The organism is Pseudomonas chlororaphis, from assembly GCA_001023535.1.
GTDB classification, from domain to species: domain Bacteria; phylum Pseudomonadota; class Gammaproteobacteria; order Pseudomonadales; family Pseudomonadaceae; genus Aquipseudomonas; species Aquipseudomonas chlororaphis_E.
Genome location: CP011020.1, coordinates 2,741,908 through 2,768,068, shown reverse-complemented (window position 1 = coordinate 2,768,068; position 26,161 = coordinate 2,741,908). Strand labels below are relative to the sequence as shown.

27 protein-coding genes are annotated in these 26,161 nt (G+C 63.2%); 12 read left to right on the top strand and 15 right to left on the bottom strand.

Annotated features, from left to right (window positions below; genetic code table 11):
- The first annotated feature begins 52 nt into the window (after window positions 1–52).
- From VM99_12190 to VM99_12165, 6 genes are all read left to right on the top strand, one after another.
- Window positions 53–700, top strand: a complete 648-nt coding sequence (locus tag VM99_12190; GenBank protein ID AKJ98787.1) for an adenylate kinase — start codon at window positions 53–55, stop codon at window positions 698–700.
- A 93-nt stretch (window positions 701–793) separates the two neighbouring features.
- Window positions 794–1,471, top strand: a complete 678-nt coding sequence (locus VM99_12185; GenBank protein AKJ98786.1) for a peptidase M22 — start codon at window positions 794–796, stop codon at window positions 1,469–1,471.
- Between the two features lie 195 nt (window positions 1,472–1,666).
- The gene (locus VM99_12180; GenBank protein ID AKJ98785.1) at window positions 1,667–1,975 is read left to right on the top strand and encodes a hypothetical protein; all 309 of its coding nucleotides are present in this window, start codon (window positions 1,667–1,669) and stop codon (window positions 1,973–1,975) included.
- Window positions 1,975–2,835: a hypothetical protein gene (locus VM99_12175; protein AKJ98784.1), complete on the top strand. Its 861-nt coding sequence runs from the start codon at window positions 1,975–1,977 to the stop codon at window positions 2,833–2,835. The genes VM99_12180 and VM99_12175 overlap by 1 nt, the downstream gene beginning before the upstream one ends.
- 32 nt (window positions 2,836–2,867) lie before the next feature.
- Window positions 2,868–3,689: a 2-methylisocitrate lyase gene (locus tag VM99_12170; GenBank protein AKJ98783.1), complete on the top strand. Its 822-nt coding sequence runs from the start codon at window positions 2,868–2,870 to the stop codon at window positions 3,687–3,689.
- A gap of 16 nt (window positions 3,690–3,705) precedes the next feature.
- Window positions 3,706–4,404 carry an extensin gene (locus tag VM99_12165; GenBank protein ID AKJ98782.1) on the top strand — a complete coding sequence of 233 codons (699 nt, stop codon included), beginning with the start codon at window positions 3,706–3,708 and terminating at the stop codon, window positions 4,402–4,404.
- On the opposite strand, the gene VM99_12160 is transcribed toward VM99_12165, so the two are convergent.
- On the bottom strand, window positions 4,405–5,025 hold the full coding sequence (locus tag VM99_12160; GenBank protein ID AKJ98781.1) for an energy transducer TonB: 621 nt from the start codon (window positions 5,023–5,025) through the stop codon (window positions 4,405–4,407).
- A 91-nt stretch (window positions 5,026–5,116) separates the two neighbouring features.
- On the opposite strand from VM99_12160, the gene VM99_12155 reads away from it, so the two are divergent.
- Window positions 5,117–5,899, top strand: a complete 783-nt coding sequence (locus tag VM99_12155) for an SAM-dependent methyltransferase (GenBank protein ID AKJ98780.1) — start codon at window positions 5,117–5,119, stop codon at window positions 5,897–5,899.
- Window positions 5,900–6,372: 473 nt separating this feature from the next.
- Here VM99_12155 and VM99_12150 read toward each other — a convergent pair whose 3' ends face one another.
- The gene (locus VM99_12150) at window positions 6,373–7,008 is read right to left on the bottom strand and encodes a TetR family transcriptional regulator (protein ID AKJ98779.1); all 636 of its coding nucleotides are present in this window, start codon (window positions 7,006–7,008) and stop codon (window positions 6,373–6,375) included.
- Window positions 7,009–7,102: 94 nt separating this feature from the next.
- Between VM99_12150 and VM99_12145 the strand changes: the two genes are divergently transcribed.
- Entirely contained in the window at window positions 7,103–8,203 is a 1,101-nt protein-coding gene (locus VM99_12145; protein ID AKJ98778.1) for an RND transporter, read from the top strand.
- A 6-nt stretch (window positions 8,204–8,209) separates the two neighbouring features.
- Window positions 8,210–11,275 (top strand): multidrug transporter AcrB, encoded by a 3,066-nt coding sequence (locus tag VM99_12140; GenBank protein ID AKJ98777.1) that lies wholly within the window; start codon window positions 8,210–8,212, stop codon window positions 11,273–11,275.
- Window positions 11,276–11,445: 170 nt separating this feature from the next.
- On the opposite strand, the gene VM99_12135 is transcribed toward VM99_12140, so the two are convergent.
- From VM99_12135 to VM99_12120, 4 genes are all read right to left on the bottom strand, one after another.
- Window positions 11,446–12,135, bottom strand: coding sequence for a hypothetical protein (locus VM99_12135; GenBank protein ID AKJ98776.1), 690 nt, complete (start codon window positions 12,133–12,135; stop codon window positions 11,446–11,448).
- Window positions 12,136–12,166: 31 nt separating this feature from the next.
- Window positions 12,167–12,571, bottom strand: a complete 405-nt coding sequence (locus VM99_12130; GenBank protein AKJ98775.1) for a lipoprotein — start codon at window positions 12,569–12,571, stop codon at window positions 12,167–12,169.
- A gap of 94 nt (window positions 12,572–12,665) precedes the next feature.
- Complete coding sequence (locus tag VM99_12125) at window positions 12,666–13,040, bottom strand: hypothetical protein (protein ID AKJ98774.1); 375 nt, start codon at window positions 13,038–13,040, stop codon at window positions 12,666–12,668.
- A 193-nt stretch (window positions 13,041–13,233) separates the two neighbouring features.
- On the bottom strand, window positions 13,234–15,732 hold the full coding sequence (locus tag VM99_12120) for a glycerol-3-phosphate acyltransferase (GenBank protein ID AKJ98773.1): 2,499 nt from the start codon (window positions 15,730–15,732) through the stop codon (window positions 13,234–13,236).
- Between the two features lie 239 nt (window positions 15,733–15,971).
- On the opposite strand from VM99_12120, the gene VM99_12115 reads away from it, so the two are divergent.
- Entirely contained in the window at window positions 15,972–16,181 is a 210-nt protein-coding gene (locus tag VM99_12115; GenBank protein ID AKJ98772.1) for a cold-shock protein, read from the top strand.
- Window positions 16,182–16,330: 149 nt separating this feature from the next.
- On the opposite strand, the gene VM99_12110 is transcribed toward VM99_12115, so the two are convergent.
- The 3 genes from VM99_12110 to VM99_12100 all read right to left on the bottom strand — a co-directional run bounded on the left by VM99_12110 (window position 16,331) and on the right by VM99_12100 (window position 18,750).
- Window positions 16,331–16,708 (bottom strand): hypothetical protein, encoded by a 378-nt coding sequence (locus VM99_12110; GenBank protein AKJ98771.1) that lies wholly within the window; start codon window positions 16,706–16,708, stop codon window positions 16,331–16,333.
- A gap of 81 nt (window positions 16,709–16,789) precedes the next feature.
- Complete coding sequence (locus tag VM99_12105) at window positions 16,790–17,599, bottom strand: SAM-dependent methlyltransferase (GenBank protein ID AKJ98770.1); 810 nt, start codon at window positions 17,597–17,599, stop codon at window positions 16,790–16,792.
- Window positions 17,599–18,750: a succinyl-diaminopimelate desuccinylase gene (locus VM99_12100; GenBank protein AKJ98769.1), complete on the bottom strand. Its 1,152-nt coding sequence runs from the start codon at window positions 18,748–18,750 to the stop codon at window positions 17,599–17,601. Before VM99_12100 ends, VM99_12105 begins: the two co-directional genes overlap by 1 nt.
- 302 nt (window positions 18,751–19,052) lie before the next feature.
- On the opposite strand from VM99_12100, the gene VM99_12095 reads away from it, so the two are divergent.
- Complete coding sequence (locus VM99_12095) at window positions 19,053–19,871, top strand: thiamine biosynthesis protein ThiF (GenBank protein ID AKJ98768.1); 819 nt, start codon at window positions 19,053–19,055, stop codon at window positions 19,869–19,871.
- Between the two features lie 119 nt (window positions 19,872–19,990).
- Here VM99_12095 and VM99_12090 read toward each other — a convergent pair whose 3' ends face one another.
- The 4 genes from VM99_12090 to VM99_12075 form a co-directional block, all read right to left on the bottom strand.
- Window positions 19,991–20,395, bottom strand: a complete 405-nt coding sequence (locus VM99_12090) for a Fe-S metabolism protein SufE (protein AKJ98767.1) — start codon at window positions 20,393–20,395, stop codon at window positions 19,991–19,993.
- Window positions 20,392–21,597 (bottom strand): cysteine sulfinate desulfinase, encoded by a 1,206-nt coding sequence (locus VM99_12085; protein ID AKJ98766.1) that lies wholly within the window; start codon window positions 21,595–21,597, stop codon window positions 20,392–20,394. Before VM99_12085 ends, VM99_12090 begins: the two co-directional genes overlap by 4 nt.
- Window positions 21,598–21,671: 74 nt before the next feature.
- Complete coding sequence (locus tag VM99_12080; protein ID AKJ98765.1) at window positions 21,672–22,706, bottom strand: 2,3,4,5-tetrahydropyridine-2,6-carboxylate N-succinyltransferase; 1,035 nt, start codon at window positions 22,704–22,706, stop codon at window positions 21,672–21,674.
- 33 nt (window positions 22,707–22,739) lie between these two features.
- On the bottom strand, window positions 22,740–23,102 hold the full coding sequence (locus tag VM99_12075) for an ArsC family transcriptional regulator (protein ID AKJ98764.1): 363 nt from the start codon (window positions 23,100–23,102) through the stop codon (window positions 22,740–22,742).
- A 207-nt stretch (window positions 23,103–23,309) separates the two neighbouring features.
- On the opposite strand from VM99_12075, the gene VM99_12070 reads away from it, so the two are divergent.
- Window positions 23,310–24,947 carry a sodium:proton antiporter gene (locus VM99_12070; protein ID AKJ98763.1) on the top strand — a complete coding sequence of 546 codons (1,638 nt, stop codon included), beginning with the start codon at window positions 23,310–23,312 and terminating at the stop codon, window positions 24,945–24,947.
- A 442-nt stretch (window positions 24,948–25,389) separates the two neighbouring features.
- Here VM99_12070 and VM99_12065 read toward each other — a convergent pair whose 3' ends face one another.
- Both VM99_12065 and VM99_12060 read right to left on the bottom strand, forming a co-directional pair.
- Window positions 25,390–25,761 (bottom strand): transcriptional regulator, encoded by a 372-nt coding sequence (locus VM99_12065; GenBank protein ID AKJ98762.1) that lies wholly within the window; start codon window positions 25,759–25,761, stop codon window positions 25,390–25,392.
- A 5-nt stretch (window positions 25,762–25,766) separates the two neighbouring features.
- Entirely contained in the window at window positions 25,767–26,069 is a 303-nt protein-coding gene (locus VM99_12060) for a toxin RelE (protein ID AKJ98761.1), read from the bottom strand.
- Window positions 26,070–26,161 lie beyond the last annotated feature (92 nt).

Genomic DNA, 26,161 nt, shown 5'->3' with positions numbered 1-26,161 from the left:
GCCCCACGAGGCGAATCCGAGCGTTTTACATAAAAAATTGAGGAGCACATCGATGCGCGTCATTCTGCTGGGAGCTCCCGGGGCCGGTAAAGGTACTCAGGCAAAGTTCATCACCGAGAAATTCGGTATCCCGCAAATCTCCACGGGCGACATGCTGCGTGCCGCGGTCAAGGCGGGCACCGAGCTGGGCATCAAGGCCAAGAGCATCATGGATGCCGGTGGCCTGGTGTCGGATGACCTGATCATCGCCCTGGTCAAGGATCGCATCGCTCAGGCCGATTGCGCCAAGGGCTTCCTGTTCGATGGTTTCCCACGCACCATTCCCCAGGCTGAAGCGCTGGTAGAAGCTGGCGTGGAACTCGATCACGTGGTCGAGATCGCTGTCGACGACGAAGAGATCGTCCAGCGCATCGCCGGTCGCCGCGTCCATGAGCCGTCCGGTCGTGTCTACCACACCGTCTACAACCCGCCGAAACTGGCCGGCAAGGACGACATCACCGGCGAAGAGCTGGTGCAGCGCAAGGACGACACCGAAGAAACCGTGCGTCATCGCCTGTCGGTCTACCATTCCCAGACCAAGCCGCTGGTGGCGTTCTACCAGAACCTGTCGGCCGCCAAGGGCAAGCCGAAGTACAGCCACATCCCGGGCGTTGGCTCGGTCGATGCGATCACCGGCAAGGTGCTCGAAGCGCTCAGCTGAAAAGTCTGATTCGCTGTGACAACTACGGCCCGCTTGCGGGCCGTAGTTGTTTATACTGGCGCCCTTTTTCCTCCACCTGATTCGGACACATCGATGAGCACCTTGCTGGCCCTGGACACCGCGACTGAAGCTTGCTCCGTTGCCTTGCTGCACGACGGCAAGGTCACGAGCCATTACGAGGTGATTCCGCGCCTGCATGCCCAGAAGCTGTTGCCGATGATCCAGCAGTTGCTCAGCGACGCCGGGACAACTTTGCAAGCGGTGGACGCCATTGCCTTCGGGCGTGGGCCCGGGGCGTTCACCGGCGTGCGCATCGCCATCGGCGTGGTCCAGGGGCTGGCGTTCGCGCTGGAGCGTCCGGTGTTGCCGGTGTCCAATCTGGCGGTGCTGGCCCAGCGTGCGTTGCGCGAGCACGGTGCACGGCAGGTCGCTGCCGCCATCGACGCCCGCATGGACGAAGTGTACTGGGGCTGCTACCGCGAAACCGACGGCGAGATGCGCCTGGTGGGTGCAGAAGCCGTGTTGCCGCCGCAGGTCGCGGCTTTACCAGGCGAAGCCGCTGGCGAGTGGTTCGGAGCCGGGACCGGTTGGGGCTACGGCGAGCGGATCGCCGTCAACCTCTGCGGCCAGGACGCGGCCATGTTGCCTCACGCCGAAGACCTGCTGACCCTGGCACGCTTCGCCTGGGCCCGGGGCGAAGCCGTCCCGGCGGACGACGCCCAGCCGGTGTATCTGCGCGACAAGGTGGCGGTACCGAAGGCAGAGCGCTAGATCCTCTCCCTCGCCACAGGCGTAGAGCTCGAAAGTCATTTCCCTACTCAAAAGTCACACCCTTTATTGCCAGTCGTCACTTTTTTCCGCGGTTTTTAAACCTTTTTGGCTTTATGTGTTCTAGTTATCACTTGCGCATTTGCGCGGCTACGAAAGTGCCGCTAAATTGCCATCATTGATACCGAGCATTCTGTCATGCGTATAGACGGCGTTTCCTCACAGTCCTATCCCATCAAGCGCAAGCCGCGTGCAGGCAAGGCTGTCGAGCCTGAGTCGCTCGATGATATCGATGGCGAACTGGACTCCCCGTCCGAAGAACAACTGGCTGCCCGCGCCGCCAAATCCGCCGCGCAGCGCCTGAGCAACCTTCCCGCCCGCCAGCAAGACATGCTGTATCACCGCGCCATGAAGCGCAGCGTCGCCACGGCCCTGGCCAGCTACCTGAGCACCGCCGGTTTCGTCGATTGGGATATGGAAGTGCTGGGCCTCGACCTTTACATCTGATGGGCTTGCCTTACTACCTGGGCTGCCCCTCCTGGAGCGAAAACGCCTGGCGTGATTACCTCTATCCGCAAGACGCCAAAAGCGCCGATTTCCTCAGCCTCTACTGCCAAGTGTTCAATGCCGTGGAAGGCAATACGACGTTCTACGCCAGCCCGTCTGCCGCCATCGTGCAGCGTTGGGCCGATGCCATGCCCGAACACTTTCGTTTTACCGCCAAGTTGCCCGGTGACATCAGCCACAATGGCGATTTGCGTGAGCAGTTAGCAGCCACCGAAACCTTCGTGCAGTTGCTCAGCCCCTTGGGCGAGCGGGTTTCGCCATTCTGGTTGCAGTTGTCCAAGGCCTTCACCCCGCATCGGCTCGGCGAACTGGCGGCGTTCATCGACGCCTTCGAGCGGCCACTGGCCGTGGAAGTGCGCCACGATGAGTTCTTTGCCAAGGGTGACGCCGAGCGACAGCTCAATCGCCTGCTGCTCGACCGTGGTGTCGAGCGCATCTGCCTCGATCCGCGGGCCCTGTTCAGTTGCACCTCCACCGAGCCTTCGGTGCTCCACGCGCAATCGAAAAAGCCTCGGGTGCCGCCTCGGCCAACAGCCTTTACCCAATGCCCACAAGTGCGCTTCATCGGTCATCCGGTACTGGAAGCCAACGAACCGTTCCTGACGCCTTGGGTGGAGAAAGTCGCCGGCTGGATCGAAGAGGGGCGCACGCCGTATGTCTTCCTGCACACCGCCGATAACCTGCTGGCGGCCAAACTCGCGCAGCACTTTCACCAGCGATTGATGCGTCGATTGCCTGGCTTGCCGGCCCTGCCTGAGCTATACAGAGAGCCCGCCGCCGAGCAACTGGGTTTGCTCTGAGGCCTACCCCTTTCTGCTCAGGAGCGAACTACATGGATGCGCAAACCCGTCGAGCCCAGGCGTTCAAGGCCTTGCACGCACGCGAAGGGGCTTTCGTCATTCCCAACCCGTGGGATGCCGGTTCCGCCAAGATGCTCGCCACCCTCGGCTTTGAAGCCTTGGCGACCACCAGTGCCGGTCACGCGTTTTCCCTGGCGCGGCCGGACGGAGGCCTGGGGCTGGAAGCCACCCTGGCCAACGTGCGGGCCATCGTCGCCGCCACCGACTTGCCGGTGGCGGTCGACCTGGAGAATGGGTTTGCCGATGACCCCGAAGCCTGCGCTCAAAACCTGCTTCGGGCCGCGGAGGCCGGGGCGGTGGGGGGATCGATCGAAGATGCCACGGGGCGTGAAGACAGCCCGATCTATTGTTTCGAACAGGCCGTGGCACGGGTCAAGGCGGCCGCCGAAGCGGTGGCCAGCCTGCCGTATCCCTTCCTGCTCACGGCCAGGGCGGAAAACTTCCTGCATGGCAATCCTGACTTGGATGACACGATTCGACGCCTGAAGGCGTTCGCCGATGCCGGTGCCGATGTGCTCTACGCCCCTGGGCTCAATACGGCCGAGCAAGTGCTCGCGGTGGTCCGGGCCGTGGCGCCGAAACCAGTGAACGTGTTGATGTCCGGGGCGCTGGACCTGACCGTCGCGCAGTTGAGCGAGATGGGCGTCAAGCGCATCAGCGTCGGTTCGGCCCTGGCCCTGGCCGCGTATGGCGAGTTCTTCCGCGCCGCCGAGGAAATCCAGCAGCAGGGCACGTTCACCTTCACTCGGCGCTCGATGCCGTTCAAGCAGGCCAACGAATTGTTCAAGGGTTGATGGCCGAGGCAATGTCGTGCGGGTCCTGAAAGGTTTCCTGTGGCTGGGATTGATCGCCGGTGTGGCCGGGGTGGGGGTGTGGCGCGGTTGGCTGTCGCTGCCTCCCCAGTGGAATCCCTGGGCGCCGCTGGACGTCAACCTGGCGCCGAACCTGCTGACCCGCTACAAGCTCATGGCCCTGCGCAACGACCCGCAACTGTGCGACCAGGCCCTCGCCACGTCGGGGCTGCGGGTCGCTCGGCAGGCCGACAGCCCTGGCAATGCCGATTGCCCGCTGACCAATGTGTTGCGGGTGCAGGGCGGCGAGATTGGGTTGAGCAGCAGTTTCCTCGCCAGTTGCCCGTTGGCGGTGGCTTTCGCGCTGTTCGAGCGTCATGCGTTGCAGCCGGCGTCGGCGGCGGTCTATGGACAGAAGGTAACGCGGGTCGATCACCTCGGCAGTTTCGCCTGCCGGAACATGTACGGCCGTGAAAGTGGCGCACGCAGCCAGCATGCCACGGCCAGCGCCCTGGACATTGCCGGGTTTCGCCTGGCCGATGGCCGCGCGGTCAGCGTGCTCAAGGACTGGCCCCGGAACAACGCCGATGCGCAGTTCCTGCGACAGGTGCGCGACGGTGCCTGCGACATGTTCAGTGTGGTCCTGAGCCCGGACTACAACGCGGCGCACCGCAACCATTTCCATCTGGATGTGGGGCCCTGGTGGATCTGTCGCTGATCAGGCGGCGATGCGCAGGTTCTGCAGCACGATAGGGCGAGCCCAGCGCGTGTCGAAGTCCAGTGCTTTCTGCTGGGCCACGATGTCGTCTTCCGGGAACGGCGGGAACGGCTTGTCCAGCAAGTCGAGTTCCAACTCGGCAATCGGCAGGTGCAAGGGCCGTGGTTGCGGTGCCGGGCCCGGTTCTGGCAGCGGTTGGCCGGCGGTAAGGACGAGCGGGCGAACCCAGTGGCTCTCGAAATCCTGCTGCTTTTGCTGGGCGACGATTTCGTCTTCCGGGAACGGCGGGAAGGGCTTGTCCAGCAGGTCTAGCTCGAATTCGGCGATCGGCAGGAACAGCGGCTCCGGCGGTGCGATCGGGGTGTCTTTCACGTCACAGGTGCGCTGGCTGACGATGTGGTCCAGCAGTTCGGCGCCGAGGGTCGGTTCAACGGCCTCATCGAGGGCGACGGGCTGGTAGCTGCCCGGCGCCGGCGCGGCATCACCCAGTTGATCGGCCAGGGCCTGGGCAAAGAAATCCTGCCACAGGTGACTGACGCCGCTCAGTGCTTGGGTGTTGCGCAGGCGGTAATCCCCGTACGGGGAGATCACGCCTATCGATGTGGATTGAATGTCTGACATTTTTCTCGGTCGACGCTCAGCTCTGGCAAAATGCCGTTCACTGTTGTTATCGGCGGTTTTTGCCGATCCTTAATTTTTTGAGCGTGTTTTCATGATTGAGCAACCCGCGGCCTGCCGCATCCACGTCGAGGCCTTGGCCCCGGCCTTCGAGTCGCAAGCGCAAGCATGGGCCGAGCGCCTCGACCTGCCCCGGCAGGTGGACGACGGCGAGTTCGCCTTGCAGGTCGGCGAGCAAGGGCTGCAATTGCAGCAACTGGGCCCGGACGCGCCGGGCCCGGTGCGTGTCGACTTCGTCGAGGGTGGTGCGGCCCATCGCCGGTTGTACGGCGGCGGCAGCGGCCAGATGATCGCCAAGGCGGTCGGTATTGCCCAGGGCGTGCGTCCAAGGGTGCTGGATGCCACGGCCGGGTTGGGCAAGGATGCGTTCGTGCTGGCGAGCCTGGGTTGTGAAATGAGCCTGATCGAGCGCCAGCCGCTGATCGGCGCCTTGCTTGAGGATGGCCTGGCCCGTGGGGCGGAGGATTTCGACGTGGCGCCGATCGTCGCGCGGATGCGCCTGCTCAAGGGCAACTCCATCGAGGTGATGCGCAACTGGGAAGGCGAGCCGCCCCAGGTGATCTACCTGGACCCGATGTTCCCTCATCGGGAAAAAACCGCTCTGGTGAAGAAGGAGATGCGTCTGTTCCGGCCCTTGGTCGGCGACGATCCGGACGCGCCGGCGCTGCTGGCCGCGGCCTTGGCCCTGGCAACCCACCGGGTGGTGGTCAAGCGCCCGCGCAAGGCGCCGTGCATCGAGGGGCCGAAGCCGAGCCATGGGCTCGATGGCAAGTCCAGTCGGTACGATATCTACCCCAAGAAAGCGCTCAAGGCCTGAAACCGCGTCGGGCCCATCGCGGGCTTGCTCGCGATGGCGGTGGGTCAGTGGGTGCAGATGCTGAATGTTCCGGCCCCTTCGCGGGCAAGCCCGCTCCCACAGTGGCCAGCGGCGGATGTGGATTTCGAGTACACCCACGATCCATTGTGGGAGCGAGCTTGCTCGCGATGGCGATGGGTCAGTGGGAGCAGATGCTGAATGTACCGGCCCCTTCGCGGGCAAGCCCGCTCCCACAGTGGCCAGCGGCGGATGTGGATTTCGAGTACACCCACGATCCATTGTGGGAGCGAGCTTGCTCGCGATGGCGATGGGTCAGTGGGAGCAGATGCTGAATATTGCGACGTCTTCGCGGGCAAGCCCGCTCCCACAGGGGCCAGCGGCGGATGTGGATTTCGAGCACACCCACGATCCATTGTGGGAGCGGGCTTGCCCGCGAAGAGGCCCGCCCCGCCAGCGAAGCTCTGCCGGATGATCTAAGGCCGATAAGCCCGCACAAACAACCCCACCACTTCTCGCACATGGGCTTCGGCGGCTTCTGGCTCCAACGGCGCGCCGCAGCCATACAGCAGCCGGAAATTCGCCGCGCCCTTGATCAGGCAAAAGAAGTGTTCCGCCGCGTTGCGCGGTTTATCGATGCTCAAGGCGCCGCTCTGGTTGACCTTGCTCAACAGGCGTTCCATCCCTGACAACATCCGCTGCGGACCGGCCTCGAAGAAAATCGTCGAGAGCTTCGGGTCCTGGCTGCCCAGCGCCATGATCACTCGGTGCAGGTTCACCGATTCCTCGCTGCTGACCAGTTGGTGAAAGCCGCGGGCGATGTTCAGCAATACTTCCTCGATCGCCACGCCTTCGGGCCATTCGAAGAACAGCGGCGGCACCTGCTCTTCGCACTTGGCGATCACCGCGGCGGAGAACAGCGTTTCCTTGTCGTTGAAGTGGCTGTAGACCGTCAGCTTGGAAACCCCGGCCTCGGTGGCCACGGTGTCCATGCTGGTATTGGCGTAGCCCATGTTCACGAACAGGCGTTTCGCGGCGTCGAGAATGGCCTGGCGCTTGGCCAGGTCCTTGGGACGGCCGGGGCCGCTGGGAGATGCAAGATTGTTCGACATTTTTCCGCTTTAATACTGGACTGGTGAGTTTGCTATTAATAACATACTGGCCAGTATAATTATTCCAAGCACCATTCGCGAAAGGTCAGCCGCCATGTTCCGCTCTGCCTTGCCCCTCGCCATGCCAGTCTGCCTGGCTTTTTTATTGTCTGCGTGTGGTCATGACGAGCCGGCGCCCGTCGCCGTGCGCCCGGCCATGGTGGTCAAGCCAGAGCCTTCGGCCCAGGCCATGGAAAGCTATCCTGGTGAGGTGCGAGCGCGTTTCGAGCCCGACCTGGCCTTTCGCATTGGCGGCAAGGTGAGCCGACGGCTGGTCGAAGAGGGGCAGCGGGTCAAGGCCAACCAGCCCCTGGCCGAGCTCGACCCCGAGGACGTACGTCTGCAACTGGAAGCGACCCGGGCCCAGGTGGCCGCCGCCGAGGCGAACCTGAACCTGGTGCGTGCCGAGCGTGACCGCTACAAGACGCTGATGGAGCGGCAGATGGTCAGCCGCTCCCAGTACGACAATGCCGAAAACCTCTATCGCTCCGGCGCCGCGCGGCTCAAGCAGATCAAGGCTGAGTTCGACGTGGCCAACAACCAGGCCAGCTATTCGGTGTTACGGGCACCCCAGGACGGCGTCGTTGCCAGGCGTGCGGTGGAAGTCGGGCAAGTGGTTTCGGCCGGACAGACGGTCTTCACCCTGGCCACCGACGGTGAGCGTGAAGTGCTGATCAGCTTGCCGGAACAGGGTTTTGGTCGCTTCAAGGTCGGCCAGCCGGTTTCGGTCGAGTTGTGGAGCCAGCCTGACCAGCGTTTCAGTGGCCGCATTCGCGAATTGTCGCCGGCCGCCGACCCCAGGTCCCGTACCTTCGCCGCTCGCGTGGCGTTCACCGCCGGCAGCGTTCCGGCCGAGTTGGGCCAAAGTGCCCGGGTGTTCATCCAGACGGCCGACAAGGTGTCGCTGGCGGTGCCTTTGTCGGCCCTGACGGCCGAGAACGGCGCGACCTACGTCTGGGTGGTCAACGCCAACAACACCCTGAAAAAGGTCCCGGTGCGGGTCGGCGCGTTCGGCGAAAAAACCGTCCCGGTGCTGGAAGGCCTGAGCCCGGATGACTGGGTGGTGGCGGCCGGCGTCCATGTGCTTCTCGACGGCCAGCAGGTGCGGCCGGTGGATCGCTCCAACCGCGTGGTCAACCTGGCGGCCAAGGAGTAATCCCCGATGGGTTTCAATCTTTCCGAATGGGCGCTGCGTAATCGCCAGATCGTACTGTTCCTGATGCTCCTGCTGGCCATCGTCGGTGCGCTTTCCTACACCAAGCTGGGCCAGAGCGAAGACCCGCCGTTCACGTTCAAGGCCATGGTGATTCGCACCCTCTGGCCGGGTGCGACGGCCGAGGAGGTTTCGCGCCAGGTCACCGAACGCATCGAGAAGAAGCTGATGGAGACCGGCGATTACGAGCGTATCGTCTCGTTCTCCCGGCCGGGCGAGTCCCAGGTCACCTTCATGGCGCGCGACTCCCTGCATTCGGCGCAGATCCCCGAGCTGTGGTACCAGATCCGCAAGAAAGTCAGCGACATCCGCCATACCTTGCCGCCGGGCATCCAGGGACCGTTCTTCAACGATGAATTCGGCACCACCTTCGGCAACATTTACGCGTTGACCGGTGACGGTTTCGACTACGCCGTGCTCAAGGACTACGCCGATCGCATCCAGATCCAGCTGCAACGGGTCAAGGACGTGGGCAAGGTCGAGCTGCTCGGCTTGCAGGACGAGAAAATCTGGATCGAGCTGTCGAACGTCAAGCTGGCGACCCTCGGCCTGCCCTTGGCGGCGGTGCAGCAGGCCCTTGAGGAGCAGAACGCGGTATCGACCGCAGGCTTCTTCGAGACCGGCAGCGAGCGCTTGCAGTTGCGGGTGTCGGGCAATTTCCAGACGGTCGAAGAGATCCGCAACTTTCCGATCCGGGTGGCCGACCGAACCTTTCGCATCAGCGACCTGGCGGACGTGCGTCGTGGCTTCAACGACCCACCGGCGCCGCGCATGCGCTTCATGGGCGAAGATGCCATCGGCCTGGCCGTGGCGATGAAGGACGGTGGCGACATCCTGGTCCTGGGCAAGGCGCTGGAAGCCGAGTTCGCCCGGATCCAGAACAACCTGCCGGCCGGCATGCAACTGCGTAAGGTGTCGGACCAGCCGGCGGCGGTGAAGACGGGCGTCGGCGAGTTCGTCCAGGTGCTGGTGGAGGCCCTGGCGATCGTGTTGCTGGTGAGTTTCTTCTCCCTGGGACTGCGCACCGGGATGGTCGTGGCGCTGGTGATCCCGCTGGTGCTGGCGATGACCTTCGCCGCGATGTATTACCTGGGAATCGGCCTGCACAAGATCTCCCTTGGCGCGCTGGTGCTGGCATTGGGGCTGCTGGTGGACGACGCGATCATTGCGGTGGAGATGATGGCGATCAAGATGGAGCAGGGCTTCGACCGCATCAAGGCCGCCAGTTATGCCTGGACCAGCACCGCCTTCCCCATGCTCACCGGTACGCTGATCACGGCGGCGGGCTTCCTGCCGATCGCCACGGCGCAGTCGGGCACGGGTGAATACACCCGCTCGATCTTCCAGGTGGTGACCTTGGCATTGCTGGCGTCCTGGGTGGCCGCGGTGGTGTTCGTGCCGTATCTGGGGGAAAGACTCCTACCAGACCTGGCGAAAATTCATGCCGCCAAACACGGCACCGCCGACGGTGAATTCGACCCTTACGGCACGCCGTTCTATCAACGCGTGCGGCGGCTGGTGGGCTGGTGCGTGCGTCGGCGCAAAACCGTCATCGCGCTGACCGTGCTGCTGTTTATCGGCTCGGTGGTGTTGTTCCGTTTTGTGCCTCAGCAGTTCTTCCCAGCCTCCGGGCGGTTGGAGCTGATGGTCGACCTCAAACTGGAGGAAGGCGCCTCCCTGAGCAACACCGCCGAGCAGGTCAAGCGCCTTGAAGCGCTGCTCAAGGACCACGCCGGCATCGACAACTATGTGGCCTACGTCGGTACCGGATCGCCGCGTTTCTACCTGCCGCTGGATCAGCAACTGCCCGCGTCCAGCTTTGCTCAGTTCGTGGTGCTGGCCAAGACCATCGAAGACCGCGAACCGCTGCGCAGTTGGCTGATCAGCACCCTGAACGAACAGTTCCCGACCCTGCGTTCGCGGGTGACCCGCCTGGAAAACGGGCCGCCGGTGGGCTACCCGGTGCAGTTTCGCGTGACGGGTGAGCACATCGAGGAAGTCCGGGCCTTGGCGCGGAAAGTGTCGGCCAAGGTTCGGGAAAATCCCTACGTGGCCAACGTGCATCTGGATTGGGAAGAACCGAGCAAGGTGGTCTACCTCAATATCGACCAGGACCGCGCCCGGGCCCTGGGCGTCAGCACGGCGAACCTGTCCAGCGCCCTGCGCAGTTCCCTGACCGGGTCGAGTGTCAGCCAGTACCGCGAAGACAACGAGCTGATCGAGATCCTGCTACGGGGCACGGTGCACGAGCGCACCGAACTGTCGCTGCTGCCAAGCCTGGCCGTGCCGACCGACAGCGGTCAGAGTGTGGCGTTGTCGCAGATCGCCACCCTGGAATACGGCTTCGAAGAAGGTGTGATCTGGCACCGCAATCGCCTGCCGAGCGTGACCGTGCGGGCAGACATCTACGGCAAGGAGCAGCCGGCCACCCTGGTGCAGCAGATTTTCCCGACCCTGGAGCCGATCCGCGCTGAACTGCCAGACGGTTACCTGCTGGAAGTGGGCGGGACGGTGGAGGATTCGGCCCGTGGCCAGAAATCGGTGAATGCCGGCGTGCCGCTGTTCATCGTGGTGGTGCTGACGTTGCTGATGCTGCAACTGCGCAGTTTCTCGCGCACGGCGATGGTGTTCCTGACGGCGCCCCTGGGGTTGATCGGCGTCACGCTGTTTTTGCTGGTGTTCCGTCAGCCGTTCGGCTTCGTGGCGATGCTGGGGACCATCGCGCTGTCGGGGATGATCATGCGTAACTCGGTGATCCTGGTGGACCAGATCGAGCAGGACATCAAGGCCGGGCTCGCACCCTGGCAGGCAATCATCGAAGCCACCGTGCGCCGCTTCCGCCCGATTGTGCTGACCGCGCTGGCGGCGGTGCTGGCGATGATCCCGCTGTCGCGCAGCCTGTTCTTCGGCCCGATGGCCGTGGCGATCATGGGCGGGTTGATCGTGGCGACGGCGTTGACGCTGTTGTTCCTGCCGGCGTTGTATGCGGCGTGGTTCAGGGTCAAGAAAGCCTGATCAACAGGTGCACACTGGCCCTGTGGCGAGGGGATTTATCCCCGTTGGGCTGCGAAGCGGCCCTAAAGCAGTGAACTCAATCTTTCTGACACACCGAGTTTTCTGGTTTAGGGGCTGCTGTGCAGCCCAACGGGGATAAATCCCCTCGCCACAGGGTTTTGCGCTAAGTCTTAAAGCGCGCCGAACACCTTCTTCGCCAGGCTGGTCGCGGCGGCGGCCGGGTTCTGGCGAATGGTGGCTTCCTGCTTGGCGATCATCTCGAACAACCCGTCCAGCGCCTGCTCGGTCACGTAGTTCTCGATGTTGGCGCTTTTCGCATCCAGTACGCCGAGCGTCGCGGCCTGGCCGGCGAAGGCGTTGTATTTCTGGGCCAGGCCGACCTTGTCGGTGGCTTGCTTGACGATTGGCAGGAACTTGGCGCGGATCTGCTCGCGGCTGCTCTTGTTCAGGTACTGCGTGGCCGAGTCGTTACCGCCGCTCAGGATGCCCTTGGCGTCGTCCACGCTCATGTTCTTCACGGCATTGACCAGGATCGGCTGGGCCTGGACCACGGCGGCTTCGGCGGCCTGGTTCATGCTGGTTTCCAGCTGATCGACCTGGTCACCCATGCCGAAGGCCTTCATCTTGCCGGCGACCTTGCCGAGCTTGCCCGGCAACTCGATCTTCACCTCGGGGTTGTTGTTGAAACCGCCGGGCTTGCCCAGTTGCTGGACCGCCACCTGCGCGCCTTGGGTCAGGGCGTCCTTGAGACCGCCGGTGGCATCCTTTTGCGACAGGTCGCCCAAGGACAGGGCCATGGCATTGGCGCAGATCAGCAGGCCCGCGCACAGGCCGGTGAAACGGAGAGGGAAACGGAGCATGACGGCATCCTTGAAAAAGTGGAAAACGGAATCAGCGCGCAGGGTTGACGCGGATCTTCAACGGCTGCGGGTCTTTGCCATCCAGGTGTACGGCGTGCTGTTGGGTGGTGATGAACAGCAGCTGGCCGTCTACTTCGATGCGGGCGCTCACGGCATAACGATGACCGGGCTTGACCTGGGCTGGATCATAACTGAGGTGGAACGGCAGCGGGACCTGGCCTTTGACCGGCCCGCTGTGTTCATCGAGCACCACCGCCGGGGCATCGGCCAGGGAGACGTCCTGCAGGCTCACGCTCAAGGTGGCGCTGGGGGGCAGGGCGATACGTTGCAAGTAGAAGACTTCGCCATCCAGGGACGCGGCGGATGGAGTGGGTGGGGTTGTGGCTTGGCACGCGGCCAGTAAAGCCATGGAGGCAAGCAAAACGAGTTTTTTCATCGGGATCACCTGGTGCGTCGACGCCCGCGACACGGCGGGCGCCGACGAACATTCAGCGAAGTGGCGTCCAGGCAAGCCCTTGTAGCGTCACGGTTCAGGAACCGAACGCGGGTGCCTGGACCGTTTCAGCCAGCGATCCTGGCGTCAGGTTCAGGGGGATGTCAACGTGCTGGTTGCTGCCATCCCAGGTGAATGTCTGTTCGGCATCGAGGAACAGGGCGGTCTCGCCCAGGTACATTTGGACCTTGACCGAGAGCGCTTCTCCCACAGGCGTTACCTTGGGGTCGATCAGGAAGCGATATTGCCAAGGTTGCCTGGCCGCTGGCACCTGCGATGCCACGTTGGAACCCTGGCCACCGCTGGCGCTGATCTGCTCACCGGCTGCATTTCGCACACTGATTTCGGCGCGGCCGGCTTCCGGGAGTTGATAGCCATCGGGCAATTGCAGGGTCAATGTGATGATGTTCATGGTGAATTCCTTTTCAGTACGTCGTTATTGACGCGAGTCCATCCTAGAAGTCTGCTCCACGGTTTTCTGTAGGTTTTTTCTTCGTTTGATGTCGCCTCAGCCGCTCCAGGGTGTCGGAGACCGCTGTCGATTGCCCCGTCGACTCACCGCTAACGTCCCTGTTCACGGTGAGTGGGCCGAGCCTTGTCAAAGGTCAAAGGTCCGGACTGAGGGCGACCTCGGCTGCGTCTTCGCTGCGATGCAGCGCCACCTGGCGGATCGACAGGCGAATTTCCGCCGGCAGTACCCGCTTGGCCGCGCCCTCGGCCAGTTCTCCCAGCAGCGGGTGGTAACTCAGCTTGCCAGCCTCGTCACGGCGCAGCACCTCAAGGTCCAGCAGGGTCTGGATGAAGTGGCGGAACAGGCTCTTGTCGAAGAACTCCGGAGCGTTCAGGCCATGCAGGATCGACAGGCGCTGGGCCATGACCGTGCAAAGGTCTTCCAGTTCTTCGGCGCTGACGGTGTTCTGGCCGCTGTTGAGCAGCAGTGAGACGGTCATGTAGAAGCGTTGCAGGGTCTGGGCGATGCTTTTGGACAGCAGGGTCAGCAGCACGAAGTGCCGCGAGCTTGGGGCCGGACGCAGGTACAGGTCTTTTTCGAAACGCAGCAGGCCTTGCTCGACGAACGCTTCGAGCCACTGGTCGACCACGTCGTCCAGTTCCTCCAGCGACCAGCGAATGAACAGCTCCGATTGCAGGTACGGGTACAGCGCGCGGGTGTAGCGCAGGATCTGCTCGCGGCTCATGCGCGAGGTGCTCTGGAAGAAGCTCGCCAGCAACGCCGGCAAGGCAAAGATGTGCAGCACGTTGTTGCGGTAGTAAGTCATCAGTACCGCGTTCTGTTCATCCAGGTACAGGATCTTGCCCAGGGCGTCGCTCTGTTCCGAGAGCAGGTCCATGCCCTTCACGTGCTCGATCAGCGCCCGTCCGTCGCCTTCGGGCAGGGTGGTGTGGGGCGAGTATGGGACTTTGCGCAGCAGCGCCAGGTACAGGTCGAGCACCCGGGCCATGGCGCGGTCGTCCAAGGCCAGGCGGCTGGTGGACAGCAGCGCCAGGGCCACGAGGTTGACCGGGTTGATGGCCGCCGCTTCGTTCAGGTGCCGGGCCACGCGCTCGCCGAGGCGGTGGGTGGTGGGGTTGAGCCAGGCCGGTTTGAACTGCGGCCCCAGTTCCTGCTCCCGCCAGCCGGGCTGTTCGCCGTCGAGGAAGTCGGCCAGTTTGATCGGTTCGCCGAAGTTCACCGCCACCTGCCCGAAGCGTTGCTTGAGGGCGCCGATGACCTTGAAGATGTCGAAGATCGATTCTTTCTTCTTGCTGGCCCCGCGCAGTTCCCCCAGGTAGGTGCGACCTTCCAGGACCCGCTCGTAGCCGATGTAGACCGGCACGAAGACGATGGGCGTGCGCGACGAACGCAGGAAGCTGCGCAGGGTGATGGCGAGCATGCCGGTCTTGGGTTGCAGCATGCGCCCGGTGCGCGAGCGTCCACCCTCGACGAAGTACTCCACCGGAAAGCCCTTGGTGAACAGCGTGTGCAGGTACTCATTGAACACAGCGGTGTAGAGCGGGTTGCCCTTGAAGGTACGGCGCATGAAAAATGCCCCACCCCGGCGCAGCAGGCCGCCGATGACCGGCATGTTGAGGTTGATGCCGGCCGCGATGTGCGGTGGAATCAGGCCGTTGCGAAACAGCAGGTACGACAGCAGCAGGTAGTCGATGTGGCTGCGGTGGCAGGGCACGTAGATGACTTCGTGGCCGGGGGCGATGGCCTGTACGCCTTCGATGTTGTTGACCTTGATGCCGTCGTAGATCTTGTTCCAGAACCAGCTCAGGACCACTTCCAGGAAACGGATCGCGGTGTAGGTGTAGTCCGAGGCGATTTCGTTGCCATAGCACAGGGCCTGGGCCTTGGCTTTCTCCGCCGAGATCTTTTCCCGCTCGGCCTCGTCGGCAATCGCCTGCTTGACCAGCGGCTGGTTCAGCAGGCCCTTGACCAGGTTGCGCCGGTGGGAAATGTCCGGGCCGATGACCGCCGTCTTCAGGTTGCGCAAATGCACCCGCAGCACCCGTTGGGCCATGCGCACGGTGCGTTCGTGGCCTTTGTCGTGTTCGATCAGTTCGCGCAGGTGGATCGGTGGCGAGAACTGCACGCGGGTCTTGCGCCCCAGGATCATGATGCTCAGCAGGCGCCGCAGGCGCCCGGTGACTGCCCAACTGTCGGCGAACAGCAGCTTCCATGGGCTGGATTCACTGTCGGGCGATTGGCCCCAGAACACGCTGACCGGAATGATCTGGGCGTCTTCGGCGGCGTTGTGGGTCAGGGCGTCGACCAGCCGCGTCAGGGTCGGTGGCGCGCCGCGCTTGTCCTGGCGGCCCAGCCAGTCCGGGGCGGGCGTGAGGTAGAAGAACGCCGCCGGCTCCAGCAGGTTGCCCACCGACACCGGCAGCACCGGGCGGGGCAGGCCGGCCTTGGTGCACTCGGTGTCGAGCACCGCCAGGTCGGTCAGCGAAGGGTCTTGCAGAACGTAGAACACCGGACGGCTGCGGTCGAGGTTGAGGGTGAAGGACGACTGGTTGATAGTCTCGGAGCGAACCCAGAGATACAGCAGTCGGCGCAGGGTGCCAAACACTAGACGGCGGAACGGGGAACGGGTCATACGGCTTCTGCATGAGTGGATGGGGTTGAGCGGCAGGTAGTGTGCCGGATTCACCGAAAATCGGCAAAAAAGCACCGAAGTAAAGTCAGTTGAGAGTTTTTCCCGGTGTCATATACTCGGCGGGCTACTGCCCCGACGTTCACGTGGACGGCCAGGCGGCGGTGAGAGTCCGCAGGCTTTGTCTGCCTGCCGCCAGGCGGGACAAGCCGACTTAACAATAAGAAATGGGAGTGAGCATTATGGCTGCACGCGAGACCGGCAGTGTGAAGTGGTTCAACGACGCCAAAGGCTACGGCTTCATCCAGCGCGAAGGTGGGGCCGATGTGTTCGTGCACTACCGCGCGATCCGCGGTGAAGGCCACCGTTCACTGACCGAAGGCCAGCAGGTCGAATACGCGGTCGTGGAAGGACAGAAGGGCTTGCAGGCCGAGGATGTGGTGGGGTTGTAAGCCATTCTTTTTCAGCCACCGCCAATCCCCTGTGGGAGCGGGCTTGCTCGCGAATGCGTCAGTCCAGCCGGCATGGATGTCGACTGATGCACCGCTTTCGCGAGCAAGCCCGCTCCCACATTTGGAACTGTGGTGTGCCTGGAGCCGAATCAGGCCGTCTTCCAGGTGATCTCCTCTTCCCCATCGGCGCTGATGCGAATCCAGCGATCGGCCGATTCCTCGCCTTCTTCTTCCACCCACGAGCCGGGTGCGCAGCGCACTTCGACATTCAGTGCGGCGTAGGCGGCGCGGGCGCAAGCGATGTCGTCTTCCCACGGGGTCCGGTCGCTTTCCAGGTACAGGCTGTTCCATTTGCCGACGGCCTTCGGCAGCCAGGTCACCGGGACGTCGCCGGCCTTGCACTTGTAGGTCTGGCCTTTCTGGACCCATTCGCTGCACGGGCCCAGGGCCTGGCCGAGCCAGTGGGCGATGGCCTTGTGGTCGACGTCGGCGTCCTTGAGGTAAATCTCGATATCGGGTTGGCGCATGGATGTCCTCACTGCGGTCTTGAAAAATCCATTCGCGGATTTAACGGGCCCCGTACGGGTGTCCGGGGCCGATCATAAGGTTTATTGAAGAACGAAATAATCGTAGCGCATCGACACCGTGACCTCGAACGGTTCAGCCTGCTCGATCACGCTGGCCCGGCGTTCGGCACTGGCGCGCCAGCCGTGGGGCGTCATCGCCAGCAGGTTGGCGCGGTCCCGGCCGCTTTCGAGCACGAGCGTGAACTCCAGGGTTTCGCTGTGTTCCAGCGCCATCCCCGAAGGCACCAGGGCCAGGTGCTTGTCGTCGGTGTATTCGCGCACTTCGTCGTACAGGCGTTCACGCAATTGCATCAGGTGACCGCGGGTCGGGCCGACTTTCATCAACCCGCCGCCGGGGCTGAGCAGGCGCTTGGCTTCCTGCCAGTCCAGTGGGCTGAACACGCTCGCCAGGAACTGGCAGCAGCCGTCCGCCAGCGGCACCCGGGCCATGCTGGCGATCAACCAGGTCAGTTGCGGGCTGCGTTTGCAGGCGCGTTTGACTGCCTCGCGGGAAATGTCCAGGGCATAGCCATCGGCGTCGGGCAGTGCGTCGGCGATCTGCGCGGTGTAGTAGCCCTCGCCACAGCCGATGTCCAGCCAGCGCCCCGGCGCGCGCTCAGCCGCCAGTTCGGCCAGGCGCCGGGCGACGGGGGCGTAGTGCCCGGCGTTGAGAAAGTCGCGACGGGCTTCGACCATGGCCTGGTTGTCCCCGGGGTCGCGGCTGTTCTTGTGCTGCACCGGCAACAGGTTCAGGTAGCCCTGGCGCGCGCGGTCGAACCGATGGCCGGCCGGGCAGGCCACGCCGTTGTCCACCGCGTTCAGCGGTTCACTGCAGATCGGGCAGGCGAGCATCAGGCGAGCAACTTGATCAGCGTCTGGTAGTAGATCTCGGTTAGCACGTCGAGATCGGCTGCCAATACCCGTTCGTTGACCTGGTGGATGGTCGCGTTGACCGGGCCCAGTTCCACCACTTGCGTGCCCATGGTCGCGATGAAGCGGCCGTCGGAGGTGCCGCCGCTGGTGGACGCCTGGGTCTCGCGGCCGGTGACGTCCTTGATGCTCGACGACACGGCGTCCAGCAGCGCACCCGGTTCGGTGAGGAACGGCAGCCCGGACAGGGCCCAGTCGATGTGCCAGTCCAACTGGTGCTTGTCGAGGATATCGGCGACGCGCTGTTGCAGGCCTTCGACGGTGGATTCGGTGGAGAAGCGGAAGTTGAACACCGCCACCAGGTCACCCGGGATCACGTTGGTCGCGCCGGTGCCGGCGTTGAGGTTGGAGATCTGGAAGCTGGTGGGCGGGAAGAAGTCGTTGCCATGGTCCCAATGTTCGGCGGCCAGCTCCGCCAAGGCTGGCGCGGCGAGGTGGATCGGGTTCCTCGCCAGGTGCGGGTAGGCCACGTGGCCTTGCTTGCCGCGCACGGTCAGTGTCGCGCCAAGGGAGCCGCGGCGGCCGTTCTTGACCACGTCACCCACCAGGGTGGTGCTCGACGGCTCGCCGACGATGCACCAGTCCAGCCGCTCCTGCCGAGCCTTGAGGCGCTCGACCACGGCTTTGGTGCCGTGGTGCGCCGGGCCTTCTTCGTCGCTGGTGATCAGGAAGGTCACCGCACCCTTGTGGTCCGGGTAGTCGGCGACGAAACGCTCGGCCGCCACCACCATCGCTGCGAGGCTGCCTTTCATGTCGGCGGCGCCACGGCCGCAGAGCATGCCCTGTTCATCGATCACCGCATCGAACGGGTCGAGCTGCCAGGCCTGCACCGGGCCGGTCGGCACCACGTCGGTGTGCCCGGCGAAGCACAGCACCGGGCCGTCATGCTGGCCGTGGCGGGCCCAGAAGTTATCCACATCCTCGATGCGCATCGGCTCGAGCGCAAAGCCCGCGTTGCCCAGGCGCTGCATCATCAGTTTCTGGCAATCGGCGTCCACCGGTGTCACGGACGGACGGCGGATCAGGTCGCAGGCGAGTTGCAAGGTCGGCGAGAGGTCGGCGTGGGCCGTCATGGAAACTCCGGGAATATAGTGTGAACGCAAGGCTTGTGCAGGCGCGGGCTGGCTCGCGCAAAATGGCGGTTATCTTATAGTAAAACGACCGTCATTGGCCCAAGTATGCCGACAGTGTGTGACACAGAACCTGTGGGAGCGAGCTTGCTCGCGATGGCGGTGGATCAGTCGATACTCTATTGACTGGACTGACGCCATCGCGAGCAAGCTCGCTCCCACAAGGGGGAATTGGTGGGATTCAAATCGCGAACGGCTCGAATTGCCACGGCAAAGCCCTATAATGCGCGCCGGTTTTTGGGGTAATGGTCATGAGTACAGAAGATCCACGGTTTGCCGGCATCGCCCGTTTGTATGGCATCGAGGGCCTGGAGCGCCTGCGGGCGGCCCATGTGGCGGTGGTCGGGGTGGGCGGGGTCGGTTCCTGGGCGGCGGAAGCGATCGCCCGGTGCGGCGTGGGCGAAATTTCGCTGTTCGACCTGGACGATGTCTGCGTCAGCAACGCCAACCGCCAGTTACATGCCCTGGACAGCACCGTCGGCAAGCCCAAGGTCGAGGTCATGGCTGAGCGGCTGCGTGGCATCAACCCCGATTGCACGGTGCACGCCGTGGCCGACTTCGTCACCCGCGACACCATGGCCGAATACATCACGCCCCACATCGATTGCGTGATCGACTGCATCGACAGCGTCAACGCCAAGGCGGCGCTGATCGCCTGGTGCAAGCGCCGCAAGATCCAGATCATCACCACCGGCGGCGCGGGCGGGCAGATTGACCCGACGCTGATCCAGGTGTGCGACCTGAACCGTACCTTCAACGATCCGCTGGCCTCCAAAGTGCGCTCGACCCTGCGTCGCGACTACGGCTTTTCCCGCACCGTGACCCGTCACTACAGCGTGCCGTGCGTGTTCTCCACCGAACAGCTGCGTTATCCGAAGCCGGACGGCAGTATTTGCTTGCAGAAGAGTTTTGTCGGCGACGGCGTGAAGCTCGACTGCGCCGGCGGGTTTGGCGCGGTGATGATGGTGACGGCGACATTTGGCATGGTCGCGGCGACCAAGGCGGTGGACAAGATCGTGGCGGGCGTGCGGCGGCCGGCTGACAGGACCAAGCCTCAGGATTGAGGGTGGGCTGAGGGCCTCTTCGCGAGCAAGCCCGCTCCCACAGTGGATAGGGGGATCACAAGATTTGTGTTCAATGAGATCCCTTGTGGGAGCGGGCTTGCTCGCGAAGCTTTTAACGATCAGCGAGTCAGCGCAATCATCCGCTGCAACACCGCATTCAACCCATTACTGCGCGAAGGCGATAGCTGGCGCGACAATCCCAGTTCACCAAACCACCCCGGCAGATCGACCTCGCGCAACTCGTTCGCCGATAACCCATTGACCCGCGCCAGCAGCAACGCCACCAGCCCGCGAATCAACCGCGCTTCGCTGCTGGCGGCAAATTGCCAATGCCCGTCCTGCAACCGACCCATCAGCCACACCTGGCTTTCGCAGCCGTTGACCAGGTTGGCGTCGCATCGCTCGGCCTCGCTCAGCGGCGGCAGGCGCTCGCCCCATTGCATCAGCAGCCGGGCGCGCTGTTCCCAGCCCGAGGCCTGCTGAAAGGTCTGCCGCGCCGTGACAGCCTCGGCCGGCAGGTTCATCGGAGCATCTCCAGGGCCTGGTCCAGGGCCTCGAAGAAGCGTTCGAGGTCGGCCGAATCGTTGTACAACGCCAGCGACACCCGGATCGCGCCCGACAGGTTCAGGTGCTTGAACAGCGGCATGGCGCAGTGATGCCCGGCGCGTACGGCGATGCCTTGCTCGGTCAGCAGGTGGGCCAAATCGGCGTTATGCACACCGTCAACGCCGAAGCTGACCAGCGCCAGCCGGGGCTGGCCCACCAGGCGTATGCCCTTGCGTGCCTGCAAGCCATGGAGCAGGTAGTCGTGCAGCGCCGCCTCATGCTCGATGACCGCGGGCGTCTCGAGGCCGGTCAGGTAATCCAGGGTCGCCCCCAGGCCGATCACGCTGGCGATCGGTGGCGTACCGGCTTCAAAGCCCAGCGGCGCCGGGCGGAACGTGGCGCTGTGGTAGTCGGCCTGTTGCACCATTTCGCCGCCAAACTGCCAGTGACGCAGTTCGCTCAACGCTTCGTGACGGCCGTACAGCACGCCCAGCCCGTCGGGCCCGTAGAGCTTGTGGCTGGAGAACACATAGAAGTCGCAACCCAGGCCTTGTACGTCGTGCCGGCCATGAACCACGCCCTGGGCGCCATCGATCACCGTCAACGCGCCTTGGGCCTTGGCCAGGGCCAGCAGCGCCGGCAATGGTTGCCAGGCCCCCAGCACGTTGGACAACTGACTCACCGCCAGCAGGCGCGTACGCGGCCCGATCAACTGCGTGGCGGCGTCCACGTCGATGACCCCGTCGGGGTCCAGCGGCAGCACTACCAGCGTCAACGCACGGCGTTCAGCCAGTTGTTGCCACGGCAGCAGGTTGGCGTGGTGTTCGAGGGCGCTGACGACGATTTCATCGCCCGGCTTGAACAGGTGTTCCAGCCCGTAGGCCAGAAGATTCAGCGCGCAGGTCGCGCCGTGGGTAAAGACGATCTGCCCGCTGTCGCCTGCGTTGAGCCATTGCGCGACTTTAAGGCGACTGTCTTCGAAGGCCTGGGTGGCATGGGCGCCTGGCAGGTGTTGCGCGCGATGCACGTTGGCCGCGCCGTTGGCGTAGTAGTGCACCAGGGCATCGAGCAAGGCTTGGGGTTTTTGCGTGGTGGCGGCGCTGTCCAGGTAGGTCTGGCCTTGCCGGTGCAGGGCGGCGATGGCCGGGAAGTCGGCACGCCAGGGAGAGGGGATCAACATGCTTTCGGGCCCTGCTGGGTTACGCCGGACCCTGTGGGAGCTGTTCGCTCCCACAGGTGACTGTGTGAAGCGCCTTAGTTGTGCGCGTGCAGAGCTTCGTTCAGCTCGATGGCCGATTTGTGGGTCTTGCACTCCACCGCGCCGGTTTCGGAGTTGCGGCGGAACAGCAGGTCGGGCTGACCGGCCAGCTCGCGGGCCTTGACCACTTTGACCAGTTGGTTGTTCTCGTCCAGCAGTGCGACCTTGGTGCCGGCGGTCACGTACAGGCCCGACTCCACGGTGTTGCGGTCACCCAGTGGAATACCGATACCGGCGTTGGCGCCGATCAGGCAGCCTTCGCCGACCTTGATCACGATGTTGCCGCCACCCGACAGGGTGCCCATGGTGGAGCAGCCGCCGCCCAGGTCCGACCCCTTGCCGACGAACACGCCCGCCGATACGCGGCCTTCGATCATGCCCGGGCCTTCGGTGCCGGCGTTGAAGTTGACGAAGCCTTCGTGCATCACGGTAGTGCCTTCGCCCACGTAGGCGCCCAGGCGAATCCGCGCGGCGTCGGCGATACGAACGCCGGCCGGGACCACGTAGTCGGTCATTTTCGGGAACTTGTCCACCGAGAACACTTCCAGCAGCTCTCCACGCAGGCGGGCTTCGAGCTGGTGCTCGGCCAGTTCGGCCAGGTCGATCGCGCCCTGGCTGGTCCAGGCGACGTTCGGCAGCAACGGGAAGATCCCGGCCAGGTTCAGGCCATGGGGCTTGACCAGGCGATGGGACAGCAGGTGCAGCTTGAGGTAGGCCTCAGGCGTCGAGCTCAATTGGGCGTCTTCGGCCAGCAGGGTGGCAACCAGCGGCTTGTGGCTCTCGGCCAGGCGGGTCAGCAGGGCGGCTTGCGCGGCGTCGACGCCCTTGAGCGCTTCGGCCAGTTGCGAGGCCTGGGCGGTGGTGAAGGTGATCGCCTGGTTGCCTTCGCTGTAGCCAAGGATGGGCGCGATGGCGCTGACGATGGCCGCCGACGGGTTGAGCAGCGGTTGTGCGTAGAACACTTCCAGCCAGGCGCCTTGACGGTTTTGAGTGCCGACACCGAAGGCCAGGCTGAACAGGGTAGTGGACATGGACATTACCTCAACAAAATGGACTGGGCAGGTTTACTTGAGCGCTGCCGCATAAATATCTGGCTTGAAGCCAATCAGGGTTCGGTCGCCGAGATCGAGCACCGGGCGCTTGATCATCGAGGGTTGGGCGAGCATCAGTTCGATGGCTTTCGACTGGTCGAGATCGGCTTTGCGTTCGTCGTCGAGCTTGCGAAAGGTCGTACCGGCGCGATTCAACACCACTTGCCAGCCATGCTCGTCGCACCATTGGGTCAGGTGTTCACGGTCGATGCCGGCGCTCTTGTAGTCGTGGAAGTCGTAGCGTACAGCGTGTTCATCGAGCCAGGTGCGCGCTTTTTTCATCGTGTCACAGGCTTTGATGCCGAAAAGGTGCAACGTTTTGCTTGAATCGGTCAAGGAACTGCCCCCTTTGCAGGTGCTGGGAATAAAAGGTGACGGATTATGCCATGACCGGACGGTTTCGCGGCGGCCTGGGTTGATTTGCCCCAAAGCCTTGGAGAGGGTGCGACATAGGTGTAACGGTCAGCGCCATGCTAAGCGACTAATATGGCACTTCAACGGCAAGCTGTTGCCGGATGTGTGTCGCTGTCAATGGAACCCCCTATGCAAAGCGCTTATACCGTCCTGATCCTGCTGACACTGGTGGGTGTCTCGCGTTTGATCGGGCGGTTGATCCCCCTGCCGTTGCCGCTGGTGCAGATCGGCGCAGGGGCTGTGCTGGCCTGGCCATCCCTGGGCCTGCACGTGGCCCTCGATCCCGAACTGTTCCTGTTTCTGTTCTTGCCCCCGCTGCTGTTCTCCGACGGTTGGCGCATGCCCAAGCGTGAGCTGTGGCGCCTGCGCGGGCCGATCCTGACACTGGCGGTGGGCCTGGTGCTGTTCACGGTGGTGGGCGCCGGGTATTTCATTCATTGGCTGTTGCCCAGCATCCCGTTGCCGGTGGCCTTCGCCCTGGCCGCGGTGTTGTCGCCCACTGACGCCGTGGCCGTGTCGGCGATTGCCCGGGACCGCTTGCCCAAGCCGCTGATGCACATGCTCCAGGGCGAAGCGCTGATGAACGACGCCTCTGGCCTGGTGACCTTCAAGTTCGCCCTGGCGGCGGCCATCACCGGGGTGTTTTCCCTGGCTAACGCGAGCCTGGCGTTTGTGTTGGTGGCCGTCGGAGGCTTGTTGGTGGGGGTGGCCCTGAGCTGGCTGGTCGGTCGTCTGCGGGCCTGGATGGTGGCGCGCGGGTGGGATGATCCGGCCACCCACGTGGTGTTCATGCTATTGCTGCCATTCGCCGCCTATGTGGTGGCTGAGCGATTGGGCGTCTCGGGCATTCTCTCGGCGGTGGCGGCCGGGATGATGCAGAGCTGGCTGGATCTGCTGCCGCGCCAGACCCATACGCGGCTGCTCAATCGCAGCGTCTGGTCGCTGTTGGAATTCGCCTTCAACGGCTTGATCTTCCTGCTGCTGGGCTTGCAGTTGCCGGACATCGTCAAGGCCGTCACCCGCCACGAGACCACGTTGTGGCCGACGTTGTTCTACCTCTGCCTGGAGGTGATGGCGATCTTTCTGGTGTTGCTGGTGCTGCGGTTTGTCTGGGTGCAAAGCATCTGGCGCCTGTCCGGGTGGTTGCGCCGCTGGCGTGGCAAGGGGGAGTTGACCTTGGTGCCGACGGCGCGCTCCTGCTGGCTGCTGACCTTCGGTGGAGTGAGAGGGGCCGTGACGTTGGCGGGCGTGTTATCGGTGCCGTTGCTGTTGGGCGCCGGGGAAGCGTTTCCCGAGCGCGATTTGCTGATCTTCATCGCCGCGGGGGTGATCCTGCTATCGTTGATCGCCGCCTGCATCGCCTTGCCACTGTTGCTGCGGGGCATCGAGCAAAGTCCCGACGACAAGCGCCGCACCGAAGTGCGCGAGGCCTGGCGCAAGACCGCCGAGGCGGCGATCCGTGCGCTGGAAGTGGAAGAGCCCGCCGAGCCGGCCAGTGCGCCAGCGGCGGCCATGGCGACCGAGGTCAAGGCGCGATTGATGAGTGAGTACCGCCATCAGTTGGAGGTGTTCAACGACTCCGCCGAAGCCCAGGCCCTGGCGTTCGAAATGGACCTGCTGGAGCGCCGCCTGCGCCTCAAGGCCCTGAAAGCCCAGCGCCTGGAACTGTATCGCCTCAGCCGCCATCACCAGATCGGCGACGACGTGCTGCGTGAAGTGCTGGGGGAGTTGGATTTGGCGGAGGCGAATTTGGGGTTGGGTAAATAATATCGGCCTCATCGCCCGAAGAGTCTGGGGTCGATCACAAACTCTATGAACACACCTTGCGATGGGTAAAGTCAAATACGAATGGTGGGCGATCCTGTGCTGCTATTTTTGGATTGCTTCAGCCGACGGATCTAGAATCTTGAGCAGCATCTGATCGTGTTCCGCACGCGTTGCCTTATAGAACATGCACCGATCTAGAAGGATCCTTTTCATGCTCCGGGCCGAGGCATTTCGCGAACAATCTTGGCGGGGTTTGCGTGCCGGAGAGGGCGCCTCCGTAAAGATTTGCGGCCAGCAACAAGCTGTAACGCCCAGGAACCGATTTCTCAAGCCCCATGTGCTTTACGAACTCACCCAGGTCGACCTCTGGTATGTTTTCTCTTCGGTTGAGGTCATTTCTTGTCCTTGCTGGTTTGAAAAAGCCCGGCGGGCCGGGCTAGTATCAGGCAGCTTTTACTGGCTTTATCAGGCTTTCTGCGGGGATGCCGAACATATCGTGAAGCTTCCAGATCATGGGCAGAGTTAACGAGCGTTTACGGTTGAGCACCTCGTATACGCGGTTCGTTTTTCCGATAGCGGGAGCCAGATCGGCCGCGGTGAGTCCGGATTGCTCCATGCGAAACTTGATGGCTTCAATTGGGTCAGGCAAATCAACCGGGAAGTTCTTGGTTTCGTAGGCCTCGATCAGAGTGATCATGACTTCGAAAGCATCGCCTTCCGGGGTGCCAGGTTCAGGCTCATTCTCAAACAGGGGAGAGATCTCTTTGAGAACTACCCGGTATTCTTCATCGGTGCGGATTGGGCGAATGTTCATGATGATTACTCCATTTCCACGATGTTTGCGTCGATCTCATCGTACCGACGATGAGTGCCGACAAACTTGATGTACACAGCGCCGAAGCGGTAGGCAATGGCGACCACCAGGCGGTAGTCGTTACCCTTGATGTTGAACACCACGCGGCGACTCTTGAGAATGCTTGCGTTACCGTATTGCGCCTTGATGTCGTTTGGGTTGGTCCAAGTGGCTTTTTTGACATCGTCAAGCCAAGCCTTAAGCTGCTGTTCGGAATCTGGGTATTTCTCCCAGAAGGCTTTCAGATGACTGATGGCGATAATTCTCATGGGTGAGAATGTAGTCCCGTGGTGGGACTTTTGCAAGCATTCACGAGCAACAGCTTGCAGTCCTGCCGGACACTCATCCTTAACCTCATAAA